The organism is Streptomyces sp. SM10, from assembly GCF_002910915.1.
Classification (GTDB): domain Bacteria; phylum Actinomycetota; class Actinomycetes; order Streptomycetales; family Streptomycetaceae; genus Streptomyces.
This window is the reverse complement of the sequence record NZ_NEUF01000160.1, coordinates 171,770-185,033: the sequence shown is the minus strand read 5'-3', so window position 1 is coordinate 185,033 and position 13,264 is coordinate 171,770. Positions and strand designations below refer to the sequence as shown.

The window sequence follows — 13,264 nt, the reverse complement described above, 5'->3', positions numbered from 1 at the left end:
GGGCCAGTGGTGCCGGGGCGACGGCCTGCCGCCCGCTCGCCCGGAACGGGGGGCCGTCGGAGGCGACGGTCTCCCGCTCCGCTGTGTCCGGGGGCCGGAGTCCTCCGTACGCGCCGTCCTCCACGTGCGCCGGGGAGCCGAGGAGCGCGGGGCGGTGGACGCCCCCGCCGCGGCCTCCCGCGAGGGCGAGGGTCCGCGAGCCCTGTGGTGCAATCGCAGGACCGGGCCGCCCGAGCTCCCCACCGGCCGAACCGCACCCGACTGCCCCCAAGGACTCTCATGACCAGCACAGACTCCGCCTCCGCGGCATCCGGGCCGAGCTGGTCGGCGAAGATCTTCGACGGCTCCTGGCGTGCCGCGGGCGGCGGCGGCAGGGCGAGTCCGGACACCTTCTTCGAGATGCAGTGGGTCACCGCTCTGGCCGCCATCGAGCGCTGTCCCTTCTGACGTGCCGTAGGCAGCCGAGCCGTTCCGCCGCCCCGCGCCGTTCCACCAGTCCGCCCCTTCCCCTCCCGGAGTCCCCCTTGAACAGCGAGACCGGCCACACCCTCGACGTGGAGGCGATCCGCGCCTGCTTCCCTGCGTTGAAGGCGGGAACCGCCCGCTTCGACGCACCCGGTGGCACCCAGACGCCCCAGCAGGTCGTCGACGCGATCACCGGGGCCCTCACCCGCCCGCTGGCCAACCGCGGCGTGCTCACGGAAGGAGGGCGCAACGCCGAGGCGATCGTGGCCGGCGCGCGCGGGGCCCTGGCCGATCTGCTCGGCTCGGAGGCCGACACGGTGGTGTTCGGGCGCAGCGCCACACAGCTCGTCTACGACCTGGCGCGCACCCTGGCCAAGGAGTGGGGTCCGGGGGACGAGGTCGTGGTGTCCCGGCTGGACCATGACTCGAACATCCGGCCCTGGGTCCAAGCCGCCGAGGCGGTGGGGGCGACGGTCCGCCGGGCCGACTTCGACCCCGCGACGGGTGAGCTGGACGCCGGACACGTCGAGGCCGTGCTGTCGTCCCGCACCCGGCTCGTCGCCGTCACCGCCGCCTCCAACCTCATCGGCACCTGCCCCGACGTTCCGGCCCTCGCTGCGCTGGTGCACGGGGCGGGCGCCCTGTTCCACGTCGACGCGGTGCACTACGCCTCGCACGTCACGGTCGATCTGGCCGCACTCGGCGCCGACACCCTGGTCTGCTCGCCGTACAAGTTCCTCGGACCGCATCTCGGCGTCCTGACCGGGCGGCGCGAACTGCTGGAGAGGCTGAGGCCGGACAAGCTGCTGCCCTCCTCCGACGCCGTGCCCGAGCGCTTCGAGCTCGGCACGCTCCCCTACGAACTGCTGGCGGGTGCGACGGCGGCCGTGGACTTCCTCGCCGGCCTCGCCCCCGGCGCCGGAAGCCGGCGCGAAGGTCTGGAGCGCGCGTTCACGGCGCTCGCCTCGCACGAGGACCGGCTGCGCGGCCGCATCGAGGAGGGGCTGGCGAGGCTGGACGGCGTCACGGTGCACTCGCGCGCGTCACGGCGCACCCCGACCACCCTGTTCACGGTGGCGGGCAGGGCCCCGGGGGATGTGTCCCGGCAGCTGGCCGAGCGCGGTGTGGACGCACCGGCGGGATCGTTCTACGCGCTGGAGGCGTCCCGGCGGCTCGGGCTGGGCGACGAGGGCGGCGTACGGGTCGGTCTCGCGCCCTACACGTGCGACGACGACGTCGACCGGCTCCTGAACGCACTCGACGCGCCCTGCGGCTGACACCGGGGAGGACGCCTGCCGGGTGTTCCGGACGTGCGCGGATCAGCGCCAGTCGGGAGCGCCCGACGCGGGGGACAGGACGCTCTCGATCTTCGTCCTGATCTCCCGCATGACCGCCACGACCCGGGTCTCGTGCTCCTCGTCGAGCCGTGTCAGCGGGACCGAGCAGCTGATGGCATCGACGGCCGGTGCGTCGTACCGCAGAGCGAACCCGAACCCCGCGATGCCCGTCACCGTCTCCTCGCGCTCGATGGAGTACCCCCGCTCGCGCACCCCGTCGAGGTCCGCGAGCAGGGCGGCGCGGTCGGTGTGCGTGTGCTCCGTCCGGGGCGTCAGAGGCCCCTCGGGCAGGGGGAGTTCGTCATCCGGGCGCTCGGCGAGCAGCGCCTTGCCGAGGGCTCCGGCGTGGGCCGGGATCCTGCGGCCGACCCGGCTGAGGGTGCGCCGGTACTCGTGGGACTCGCGTGTCGCGAGATAGACCACGCTGGGCCCGTCGAGCCGGGCCAGGTGGATCGTCTCGCCGAGCGCGTCCGAGGCCTCGTCCAGATAGGGGCGGGCCGCGCGGACGTGCGGGTCGCTGTCCAGATAGCTCGTCCCCGTGTGCAGGGCGCGGATGCCGATGCCGTAGAGGGACCCCGTCGTGTCGGTGCGCACCCAGCCGCAGTCGATCAGGGTCCGCAGCAGCTGGTACATGCTGCTGCGCGGTACGCCCAGTTCCTCGGCGAGTTCGTCGAGGCGGGCCGGCCGGTCCCCCCGTGCCGCGAGGAGTTCGAGCAGCGCGACGGTGCGGGACGCCGACTTCACCCCACGCACTCCGCTGTTCTCCGGCATCCGCACATCCTAGGTCCGGGCCGCCGCACCCATTGACCCCGTCGCGTTCACCCGCCTAACCTCCGTTCTCATACATGCACGCCATCTGCATATGAGGATGAGGATTGTGGAGCGGTTCAGCGCGGAGACCGAAGGCCTCGCCCAGCGGCTGCGGGACGGCATGGCGGGCGGGGCGCACTCCTTCCCCCTCGCCGTCGGCCCCGTGCGCGCCCCGCTCACCGACCCGGGCCCGGCCGACCTCGCCGGCCTGGCGAAGATCCTCGACGCCGGGCCGGACCTGGTCGGCGCCCCGCGGCACCGCACCGCCTGAGCCCCCACCCCACCCCACCGCGCCGGCCTGTCGCCCCCGGCCGGTGCTCCCACAGTCCGACAGTTCGAAGGGGAACCGACATGCCGCTCCTCGTGGTCGGGATCAGCGTTCTCGTGCTGCTGCTCCTGATGACCCGTATGAAGCTCAACGGCTTCGCCGCGCTCCTCCTCGTGGCGGTCGGCGTCGCGTTGGTCCAGGGGATCCCCGCCGTCGAGATCCCGGACGTCCTCTCCGCCGGCATCGGGGGCCAGATCGGCGACACCATGCTCACCATCGGACTCGGCGCCATGGTCGGCCGGGTGATGGGCGACTCCGGAGCGGCCCAGCGGATCGCGGGCAAGCTGCTCGACGCCTTCGGGCCGCGCGGGGTGCAGTTGGCCATGGTGGTCACGTCCATGCTCATCGGCGTGACCATGTTCTACGAGGTCGCCTTCATCATCATCGTGCCCATCGCCTTCACCCTCGTCAGGGCCACCGGCGTGAACCTGCTCTGGGTGGGCCTGCCGATGTCGATCTCGCTCTCGACCATGCACAGCTTCCTGCCGCCGCACCCCGGACCCACCGCCGTCGCCGCGACCTTCCACGCCTCCGTCGGACACACCCTCGTCTACGGCCTGTTCATCGCGGTGCCCGCCGGTGCGCTGGTCGCGCTCGTGTGGCCGCGCCTGCCGTTCGTCAGGGCGATGAACCCCTCCATACCCAAGGGCCTCGTCAGTGAGCGCGAGTTCACCGACGAGGAGATGCCCGGCATGGGCTGGTCGCTGTTCGTCGCCCTCTTCCCGGTGGTGCTGATCGCCGGTGCGGCCGTGACCGACATGCTCACGACCGGCGAGAGCCCCTTCCTCCACGGGGTCGCCTTCATCGGCTCCGCGCCCATAGCCCTCCTGCTCGCCCTGATCCTGGCGGCCTGGGCCCTCGGACCACGGATCGGCCGCAGCCTGGCCGACGTCAGCGCCTCCTGCGCCTCCGCGGCCCGGGCGATGGCGATGATCCTGCTGGTCATCGGCGCGGGCGGCGCCTTCAAGAACGTCCTCGTCGAAGGCGGGACATCCGACTACATCAAGGACATCACCGAGCACTGGTCGATCTCGCCGATCATCCTCGCCTGGCTCATCGCGGCCATCCTGCGCATCGCGCTCGGCTCGGCGACCGTCGCCGTGGTCACCGCCTCCGGCGTGGTGCTGCCGCTCCTGGCGGGCAGCGGCACCCACCCCGAGATGATGGTGCTCGCCGTCTCGTGCGGGTCGATCGCCTTCTCCCACGTCAACGACCCGGGATTCTGGCTCTTCAAGGAGTACTTCAACCTCTCGGTCGTCCAGGCGATCAAGGTCCGTACCGGCTACACGACCGTCCTCGCCGTCCTCGGACTCGGCGGAGTCCTGGCGGCGGAGCGGGCGCTCGACACCCTCGGTCTCTGAACTCCCATCCCCGGCCCGCCCCACTCGTACCCAAGGAGTCCGACCCGCATGAACCAGCCGACCGTCACCCACTTCGCCGTCTATCCCGTCGCCGGCCGTGACTGCATGGAGCTGAACCTCTCCGGCGCCCACGGCCCCTTCTTCACCCGCAACATCGTCGTCCTCAAGGACTCCGAGGGCCGTACGGGACTGGGGGAGGTGCCCGGGGGCGAGAAGATCACCCGGACCCTGCGGGACGCCGGGCCGCTGGTCGTCGGCGCGAAGGTGGGTGACTACAAGCGCCTCCTGCGGGAGATCGGGAGCCGCTTCGCCGGCCGGGACTCGGGCGGACGGGGCGCCCAGACCTTCGACCTGCGGACCACCGTGCACGCCGTCACGGCCGTGGAGTCGGCGCTGCTCGACCTGCTCGGCCGGCACCTCGACGTCCCGGTCGCCGCGCTGCTGGGAGACGGGCGGCAGCGCGACTCCGTACGGGTGCTGGGCTACCTCTTCTACGTCGGCGACCCCGACCGCACCGGCCTCGACTACGTCCGCGAGCCCTCCTCCGACGTCGACTGGTACCGCATCCGGCACGAGGAGGCCCTCACTCCCGAGGCGATCGTCCGCCAGGCCGAGGCCGTCCACGACCTCTACGGATTCCAGGACTTCAAGCTCAAGGGCGGCGTCATCGAGGGCGCGGAGGAGGCCGCGGCCGTACGCGCGCTGAAGGCCCGCTTCCCCGCCGCGCGCATCACCCTGGACCCCAACGGTGCCTGGTCGCTGCGGGAAGCGATCGAGCTGTGCTCCCCGCTGGTGGACACCCTGGCCTACGCCGAGGACCCCTGCGGGGCGGAGGACGGCTACTCGGGGCGCGAGATCCTCGCCGAATTCCGCCGCGCCACGGGGCTTCCGACCGCGACCAACATGATCGCCACCGACTGGCGGCAGCTCACCCACGCCCTGGCCCTGCAGTCCGTGTCCATCCCGCTGGCCGACCCGCACTTCTGGACCATGCAGGGCTCGGTGCGCGTGGCGCAGCTCTGCAACGCGATGGGGCTGACCTGGGGCTGCCACTCCAACAACCACTTCGACATCTCCCTCGCCATGATCACCCACTGCGGAGCCGCCGCCCCGGGTGCGTACAACGCCCTGGACACGCACTGGATCTGGCAGGAGGGTCTGGAGCGGCTCACGGTGAACCCGCCCCGGATCACCGGCGGCGAGATCGCCGTCCCCGACGCCCCCGGCCTGGGTGTCGAGCTCGACATGGACCGCCTGCTCGCGGCCCACGAGCTGTACAGGAAGGAGGCGCTGGGGGCGCGCGACGACGCCGACGCCATGCAGTACCTCATCCCCGGCTGGACGTTCGACGCCAAGCGGCCCTGCCTGGTGCGGTAGTCGCGCGCCGGGGCGGGGAAGCCGGTCCGGGAGAGCGAGCGGACCGGCCAGGGCGCGGTGCTGGTGCCAGGACGTGCCCGATCGGGCTCACTTCATGTCGGCGGAGCACACTCGGCTCAAGGCTGAGGACCACCGCGAGTTCATCCGCCGACCGGGCCGGAAGTCGCGAGCCGACAACACGGCGAGTCGGTACCGGCAGCCGGTAGGCGCGCCGGCTTCCCACGCGAGAGGCGTCATGTCCGCCCCTCCGACCGCCCGTCAGGACGCACTGCCGGCCGTCGCCATGAGCCTGGCCGTCCAGGTGCGTACGGCCGCGGTGAGCTCGGGGGTGACGAACGCCAGGAGCGTCTCGTCCACGGTCCCGGCGGGTCCGACGACCAGTCCGGTGCGCCCCTCCAGGGCCGGATCGGTGGCCGCGGCCAGGGGACCCGTCGCGGCGGAGGTGACGTGTGCCGAGACAGCCTGCTGGATCTGCTCCCAGTGCGGCCGCAGGGCCGGCGGCAGGATGTCGATGGTCATGTGCGAGGCGTTGTCGGTGGCGGCGGCGCCGGGATCGGCGGCGAGGACCGCGATGCCCCGGGGCTCCAGCCGCCCGGCGAGCTCCATCGAGTACGCGAGATGGGCCGGCTCGGCCCGCCCGGTGACGGCCAGGCCGTAGTGGGGGCCCGGCGGTTCGGCGTCGTCGAAGACGGTCTGCGCCGCGGCGATCGCGCTCGACGTGACGTTCACGATGCGGCTCGGCGCCGCGGAGGCGAGTGCGTCGATCAGTGCCTCGGTCAGGACGTACGGGGAATGATCGAGTCCATACCCTACAGGGGTATGCCCAAGGGTCCCGGGGTGACTTGCCAAGGATACCGATGGGGGGTATATCTGGAGAGGAAATGGATACCCGGCAGGGGTATACCGGTCCCGTTCGGACGAGGAGCAGGACATGACTCCCAGGACTTCCGGCGCCGCCCGGGTCGAGCTCGCCGTCGGCGGCATGACCTGCGCCTCGTGCGCGGCGCGCATCGAGAAGAAGCTCAACCGCATGGAGGGGGTCGAGGCCACCGTCAACTACGCCACGGAGAAGGCCGGGGTCACCTACGCCGAGGGCGTCTCGGTGGACGACCTGATCGCCACGGTCGAGGCCACGGGCTACACCGCCCGGCGGCCGGACCCGCCCCGGGCCGAGGGCGCCGCGACGACGTCCGCCGACCCGGGCGAGGACGAACCCGGCGGCGAGCTGCTCTCGCTGCGCCGGAGGCTCGCCACCGCGTCCCTCCTCGCCGCTCCGGTCATCGCGATGGCGATGGTCCCGGCCCTCCAGTTCGACTACTGGCAGTGGCTCTCCCTGACGCTCGCCGCCCCCGTCGTCACCTACGCGGCCTGGCCCTTCCACCGCGCCGCCTGGACCAATGCCAGGCACGGTACGGCCACGATGGACACCCTGATCTCCGTCGGTACGTCGGCCGCGTTCCTGTGGTCCCTCTGGGCGCTGTTCCTCGGGACCGCCGGAGAGCCCGGCATGACACATCCGTTCGAGTTCACGATCGGCCGCAGCGACGGTGCGGGGAACATCTACCTGGAGGCCGCGGCCGGGGTCACGGCCTTCATCCTGGCCGGCCGCTACTTCGAGGCCCGCTCGAAGCGCAAGGCGGGAGCCGCGCTCAAGGCGCTCATGGAGATGGGCGCCAAGGAGGTCACCGTGGTGCGCGAGGGCCGCGAGACCACCGTGCCCACCTCTGCCCTGCGGGCCGGAGACCGATTCCTCGTCCGCCCGGGCGAGAAGATCGCCACGGACGGGACGGTCGTCGAGGGTTCCTCGGCCGTGGACGCCTCGATGCTCACCGGTGAGTCGGTGCCGGTCGAGGTCTCCGTGGGCGACCCCGTCACCGGTGCCACGCTGAACGCCGGCGGCCGCCTGGTCGTCGAGGCGACCAGGGTCGGATCCGACACCCAGCTGGCCCGGATGGCCGCCCTCGTCGAGGAGGCCCAGAGCGGCAAGGCCGCCGCCCAGCGCCTGGCCGACCGGATCTCCGCCGTGTTCGTGCCGGTCGTCATCGGGCTGGCCCTCGCCACGCTCGGCTTCTGGCTCGGTTCGGGAGCCGGACTCACCACGGCCTTCACCGCCGCCGTCGCCGTGCTGATCATCGCCTGCCCGTGCGCCCTCGGGCTGGCCACGCCCACCGCCCTGCTCGTCGGTACCGGACGCGGGGCGCAGCTGGGCATCCTGATCAAGGGGCCGGAGGTCCTGGAGACCACCCGCAGGGCCGACACGATCCTCCTCGACAAGACGGGCACCGTCACCACGGGCCGCATGACGCTGCTGAAGGTCCACACCACCGGGTCCACGGACGAGTCCGAAGTGCTCCGCCTCGCCGGTGCGTTGGAGCACTCCTCCGAGCACCCGATCGCCCGTGCGGTCGCCGAGGGCGCGGCCGGACGGGTGGGCGAACTGCCCGTGCCCGACGACTTCGCGGGGATCCCCGGCCTCGGTGTCCAGGGTGTGGTGGAGGGCCACGCCGTCCTGGTGGGCCGCGAGCAGCTGCTGACCGAATGGACCGTCGTGCTTCCCGAAGAGCTCAGGAACGCCAAGGACCTGGCCGAGAAGGCCGGGAGGACCGTGATCGCCGTGGCCTGGGACGGCGAGGCGCGTGCGGTCATCGAGGTCGCGGACGCGGTCAAGGAGACCAGCGCCGAGGCGGTGCGGCGGCTGCGCGCGCTGGGACTGACGCCCGTCCTGCTGACCGGCGACAACAGGGCGGTCGCCGAATCCGTCGCGGCCGAGGTCGGCATAGGCGAGGTCATCGCCGAGGTCATGCCGCAGGACAAGGCCGACGTCGTCAGGAAGCTCCAGGCCGAGGGGCGCAGCGTCGCCATGGTCGGCGACGGGGTCAACGACGCGGCCGCGCTCGCCCAGGCGGACCTGGGCCTGTCCATGGGGACGGGCACGGACGCCGCCATCGAGGCCGGCGACCTGACCCTCGTACGCGGGGACCTGCGGGTGGCGGCCGACGCGATCCGGCTCTCGCGCAGGACGCTGTGCACGATCCGCACGAATCTGTTCTGGGCCTTCGCGTACAACGTGGCGGCCCTCCCGCTCGCCGCGGCCGGCCTGCTCAACCCCATGATCGCCGGAGCGGCCATGGCCTTCTCGTCGGTCTTCGTCGTCGGCAACAGCCTCCGCCTGCGCGGCTTCCGCGCGGCCGGCTGAGACGCATGTCCCCCGGGGCGCGTGGCGACACGCGCCCCGGGGTTTGCGTCCGGCGGGCCGGAGCGGCAGGGTCTGGAGGTGTGGCCACTCTGCTGATCGTGCATCACACGCCCTCGCCCAACTGCCAGGCGCTGTTCGAGGCGGTGGTCTCCGGCGCGACGACGGACGACATCGAAGGCGTACGCCTCGTGCGGCGGGCCGCGCTCGCCGCCACGGCGTCCGACGTGCTCGCCGCCGACGGCTACCTGCTCGGTACCCCGGCGAACCTCGGATACATGTCGGGCGCCCTGAAGCACTTCTTCGACCAGGTCTACTACCCGTGTCTGGACGCGACGAAGGGCCGGCCCTTCGGCTACTACGTCCACGGCGGCAACGACGTCACCGGCGCCGTCCGGGGCATCGAGGCGATCACCACGGGTCTCGGATGGCGCCGTACGGCCGACGCCGTGACCCTCACCGGCGAGCCGGGCAGGGCCGACACCGAGGCGTGCTGGGAGCTGGGGGCGACCGTCGCCGCCGGACTGATGGAGTGAGGTCCTGACAGGTACGGGGTGTGCGCGAAAGCCGTCGGGCCACCGCGAGGAGGCGCCTGCGCGAACGCGTTCAGGACGTTGCCGCAGGAGGCCTGAGCGAAAGCGGTCAGGACGCCACGCGGTCCTGGCGCGCCCTTCGGATTTGCGCCAATTCCCCACGGGCATGAGGGGCTCCACTCACCGGGCCGTGCCGGGCGCGGGGCGTGGTGCGCGGCGGCGGACGTCACCCGGGCGACCGGCACCCGCGGACCGGTCGTGGCAGGTGGGACGGGCGAAGCGGAGGTCCGGAGACCCTCCCGCGGCAGGTGTGTGACCATCTCGGCCATCTTTAAGTCAGCTGCTTGACCGACGTGGCCGGGCCGGATTGCCTGGATGCCCCGAACGCCTCGACCGAGGAGACGGCGCATGGAACGGACGGCGCAGGCCGAGCAGGCCGAGGGGACCAGGGAGCTCATCCTGCACGCGGCGGAGCGGCTCTTCGCCGAGCGCGGCGTCTACGGGGTGTCCAACCGCGGGGTCAGCGAAGCCGCGCAGCAGGGCAACAACGCCGCCGTCGGCTACCACTTCGGGACCAAGGCCGACCTCGTGCGTGCGATCACCCGGAAGCACAGCCGGCAGATCGAGGAGGCCCGTGCGCGCCTGCTGGCCGGAATCGAGGATCCCACGGACATAGGGGAGTGGGTTGCCTGCCTGGTGCGCCCCACCACCGAGCACCTGGCCGCCCTGGGCAGTCCCACCTGGTTCGCGCGGTTCTGCGCCCAGGTCATGACCGACCCCGCACTGCAGGACATCATGGCCGAGGAGTCGCTCGCCTGCCCGCCGACGCTGCGCACCCTCGAAGGGCTCAACAGGTGCCTGCCCGACCTGCCGGCCGACGTCCACGTCGAGCGTGCGGCGATGTCCCGCAACCTGATCCTCCACACCTGCGCGGAACGTGAACGCGCGCTCGCCGCGAACACCGCCACGCCCCGCACGAACTGGCACGAGGCCGCCACCGGCCTCATCGACGCCGTCGTCGGACTCTGGACGGCCCCGGTCACGCGCTGCCGCTGACGGCCCTGCGTCTCCCCCTCCCCTCACTCCTCCCCCCCATCCGCGCACCAGCGGGTCCCTGCGGGCTGCCGGTGCCGAGAACAGAGGCCCCATGACCCCCTCCCACGTTCTCGTGGTCGGCGCGTCCGCCGCCGGGCTGGCCACCGCGGAGGCACTGCGCCGCAAGGGCTACCGCGGCCGGCTGACGCTGCTCGGAGGCGAGCTCCACCCGCCCTACGACCGCCCTCCCCTGTCCAAACAGGTGCTGGCCGGCACCAGATCCCCCGACACGACCCGGCTGCGCACCGCCGAGGTCCTGGCGGCCCTGGACGCGGAACTCCTGCTCGGCGATCCGGCGGCCGGCCTCGATCCAGGGACGCGCACGGTCCGCACCGCGTCGGGCCGCGAACTGAAGCCCGACACCGTCGTCGTGGCCACCGGGCTCCGGCCGAGATCCCTGCCGGGCGCCCGGGGCGCCGAGGGCGTGCATGTGCTGAGGACACTCGACGACGCGCTCGCACTGCGGTCGGACCTCCTTGCCTCGCGGCGGCTCGTCGTGGTCGGGGAGGGGGTGCTCGGCTCCGAGATCGCCGCCACCGCACGCTCCATGGGCCTGGACGTCACCCTCGCCGGTCCTCGGCCGGCGCCCATGCTGGCCCAGTTCGGACCCCTGGTGTCCGGCCGGCTCGCCGCCCTGCACACCGGGCACGGCGTGCGGCTGCGCCTCGGCGAGGCGGTCGGCGGACTGACGGCTGCCCGGGGCCGGGTGAGCGGAGTGCGCCTGGACACCGGGGAGGTGCTCCCGGCCGAGGTGGTCGTGGTCGCCATCGGCGCGGATCCCGCCACCGGATGGCTGGCGGGCAGCGGGCTGAGCATCGACGACGGCCTCCTCTGCGACTCCCGTTGCCGGGCGGCGGAGGGAATCTACGCCGTCGGCGACGTGGCGGCCTGGCACCACGAACTCTTCGGTGCCCCGATCCGCCTGGAGAACCGTACGAACGCCACCGAGCAGGCCCTCGCCGTCGCGGACAACATCCTGGGCGCCGACCGGCCGTACGTCCCGGTGCCCTATTTCTGGACCGACCAGTTCGACGCCCGGATCCAGGCCCACGGCCGGCTCGGTCCGGATGCCGAGGCCACCGTCGTGGAGGGGGACCCCGCGACCGGGCGCTTCGTGGTCCGCTACCAGCGCGACGGCCGGGTCGCCGGCGTCCTCGGCTGGAACATGCCCAGACAGGCACGGCTGCGCCGTCCCGAGATCGGCCGCCCTGTCCTGTCCCCCGAGCCGTCCGCGCCGTGAGCGCGGTCGACGCAACGTCAGCCACCGCACGACGAAGTGAGGAAGCGATGACCAGCTCGGTACGTCCGCCCGAGGCCCACGAGCCCGGGGCCGCGGAGTTCCCGATGCCCCGGACGACGGGGTGCCCGTTCGACCCGCCACCCGCCCTGAAGGCCGAGCAGGAACAGGGGCCGCTCAGGAAGGTCCGCCTGTGGGACGGGACCACGCCCTGGCTGGTGACCCGCTACACCGACCAGCGCACCCTCCTCGCCGACCCGAGGATCAGCGCCGACGTCACCCGGCCCGGCTATCCCAGCCCCGCGCCGCTGAGGGGGTCGGGCTTCAGCTTCATCCTGATGGACGACCCCGAACACGCCCGTCAGCGGCGGATGGTGACGGCTCCGTTCACGATCAGGCGGGTCGAGGCCCTGCGGCCCGCCGTCCAGAAGATCGTGGACGGACTCATCGACGAGATGCTGTCCGGCCCCGCCCGGACCGACCTCGTCCAGGCGTTCGCCCTCCCGGTCCCCTCCCTCGTGATCTGCGCACTGCTCGGCGTGCCGTACGCCGACCACGACTTCTTCCAGGAGAACAGCAGGGCCCTCATCAGCCGCAGCGCGGCGCCCGAGGAGCGGGCCGCTGCCCACGGCAGACTGACCGGGTACCTGGACGAGCTGATGGGCGACAAGATCGCCCGCCCCGCCGACGACCTCCTGTCGGGACTCGGCACGCGCGTCGAGGCGGGGGAGCTGACCCGCCTCGAGGCCGCGGAGATGGGCGTACTCCTGCTGCTCGCCGGACACGAGACCACCGCCAACATGATCGCCCTGGGCACCCTCGCCCTCCTCGAACACCCGGATCAGCTCGCCCTGCTCCGCGACACGGACGACCCGAAGACGGTCGCCGGCGCCGTCGAGGAGCTGCTGCGCTACCTCAACATCACCCATGGCGGCCGGCGGCGTGTGGCTCGGGAGGACATCGAGATCGCAGGCGAGGTCATCCGGGCGGGGGAGGGGATCATCGTGCCCAACGACATCGGCAACCGTGACCCCGAGGTCTTCTCCGACCCCGACCGGCTCGACCTCCGGCGCGACGCCCGGCGCCACGTCGCCTTCGGGTTCGGCGTGCACCAGTGCCTCGGCCAGCCGCTGGCCCGCATGGAGCTGCAGGTCGTCTACAGCACTCTCTACCGGCGCATCCCCACCCTGCGTCTGGACACCGGCCTGGAGCAGCTGTCGTTCAAGCACGACGGAGCCGTCTACGGCGTCCACGAACTGCCCGTGGCCTGGTGACCCCCTCATCCCGTATCCACACCAAGCGACACCGACGACGAAGGAGTGCTCATGAAGGTGACCCTCGACCAGGACAGGTGCGTGGCGTCAGGGCAGTGCGTGGTCGCCGCCGCCGACGTGTTCGACCAGGACGACGACGGCATCGCGGTACTGCTCGACCCCGCGCCGCCGTCGGAGCGGGCCGACGACGTCCAGCAGGCCGCGGCGGTCTGCCCGGCCCTGGCCATCACGGTCCAGGACTGACACGACGGCGG

General features: G+C 72.5%; 12 protein-coding genes and 1 pseudogene. 11 read left to right on the top strand and 2 right to left on the bottom strand.

What is annotated here, in order from left to right; translation table 11 throughout:
• Positions 1 to 279: 279 nt before the first annotated feature.
• Both B9S57_RS34625 and B9S57_RS26460 read left to right on the top strand, forming a co-directional pair.
• Positions 280 to 447, top strand: a complete 168-nt coding sequence (locus B9S57_RS34625) for a hypothetical protein (protein WP_181011474.1) — start codon at positions 280 to 282, stop codon at positions 445 to 447.
• Between the two features lie 77 nt (positions 448 to 524).
• Positions 525 to 1,742, top strand: coding sequence for a cysteine desulfurase-like protein (locus B9S57_RS26460; protein WP_103759724.1), 1,218 nt, complete (start codon positions 525 to 527; stop codon positions 1,740 to 1,742).
• Positions 1,743 to 1,784: 42 nt separating this feature from the next.
• Here B9S57_RS26460 and B9S57_RS26455 read toward each other — a convergent pair whose 3' ends face one another.
• Positions 1,785 to 2,573 (bottom strand): IclR family transcriptional regulator, encoded by a 789-nt coding sequence (locus B9S57_RS26455; protein ID WP_103759723.1) that lies wholly within the window; start codon positions 2,571 to 2,573, stop codon positions 1,785 to 1,787.
• A 148-nt stretch (positions 2,574 to 2,721) separates the two neighbouring features.
• Between B9S57_RS26455 and B9S57_RS36290 the strand changes: the two are divergent.
• The 3 genes and pseudogenes from B9S57_RS36290 to B9S57_RS26440 all read left to right on the top strand — a co-directional run.
• Positions 2,722 to 2,883: pseudogene (locus tag B9S57_RS36290) on the top strand (5-dehydro-4-deoxyglucarate dehydratase); the annotation flags it as partial.
• Between the two features lie 80 nt (positions 2,884 to 2,963).
• Entirely contained in the window at positions 2,964 to 4,301 is a 1,338-nt protein-coding gene (locus B9S57_RS26445) for a gluconate:H+ symporter (RefSeq protein ID WP_103759722.1), read from the top strand.
• 48 nt (positions 4,302 to 4,349) lie between these two features.
• Positions 4,350 to 5,678: an enolase C-terminal domain-like protein gene (locus tag B9S57_RS26440; protein WP_103759721.1), complete on the top strand. Its 1,329-nt coding sequence runs from the start codon at positions 4,350 to 4,352 to the stop codon at positions 5,676 to 5,678.
• Between the two features lie 258 nt (positions 5,679 to 5,936).
• Here B9S57_RS26440 and B9S57_RS26435 read toward each other — a convergent pair whose 3' ends face one another.
• Positions 5,937 to 6,407, bottom strand: coding sequence for a hypothetical protein (locus tag B9S57_RS26435; RefSeq protein WP_258036622.1), 471 nt, complete (start codon positions 6,405 to 6,407; stop codon positions 5,937 to 5,939).
• A gap of 202 nt (positions 6,408 to 6,609) precedes the next feature.
• On the opposite strand from B9S57_RS26435, the gene B9S57_RS26430 reads away from it, so the two are divergent.
• The 6 genes from B9S57_RS26430 (at position 6,610) to B9S57_RS26405 (ending at position 13,253) form a co-directional block, all read left to right on the top strand.
• On the top strand, positions 6,610 to 8,874 hold the full coding sequence (locus B9S57_RS26430) for a cation-translocating P-type ATPase (RefSeq protein ID WP_103759720.1): 2,265 nt from the start codon (positions 6,610 to 6,612) through the stop codon (positions 8,872 to 8,874).
• A gap of 80 nt (positions 8,875 to 8,954) precedes the next feature.
• Positions 8,955 to 9,407 (top strand): flavodoxin family protein, encoded by a 453-nt coding sequence (locus B9S57_RS26425; protein WP_103759719.1) that lies wholly within the window; start codon positions 8,955 to 8,957, stop codon positions 9,405 to 9,407.
• Positions 9,408 to 9,812: 405 nt separating this feature from the next.
• A complete protein-coding gene (locus B9S57_RS26420; RefSeq protein WP_103759718.1) occupies positions 9,813 to 10,460 on the top strand; it encodes a TetR/AcrR family transcriptional regulator in 648 nt (215 codons plus the stop codon).
• A 91-nt stretch (positions 10,461 to 10,551) separates the two neighbouring features.
• The gene (locus tag B9S57_RS26415) at positions 10,552 to 11,739 is read left to right on the top strand and encodes an NAD(P)/FAD-dependent oxidoreductase (protein WP_103759717.1); all 1,188 of its coding nucleotides are present in this window, start codon (positions 10,552 to 10,554) and stop codon (positions 11,737 to 11,739) included.
• A gap of 47 nt (positions 11,740 to 11,786) precedes the next feature.
• Positions 11,787 to 13,010, top strand: coding sequence for a cytochrome P450 (locus B9S57_RS26410; protein WP_103759716.1), 1,224 nt, complete (start codon positions 11,787 to 11,789; stop codon positions 13,008 to 13,010).
• A 51-nt stretch (positions 13,011 to 13,061) separates the two neighbouring features.
• Positions 13,062 to 13,253 carry a ferredoxin gene (locus tag B9S57_RS26405; protein WP_103759715.1) on the top strand — a complete coding sequence of 64 codons (192 nt, stop codon included), beginning with the start codon at positions 13,062 to 13,064 and terminating at the stop codon, positions 13,251 to 13,253.
• The last annotated feature ends 11 nt before the right edge of the window (positions 13,254 to 13,264 follow it).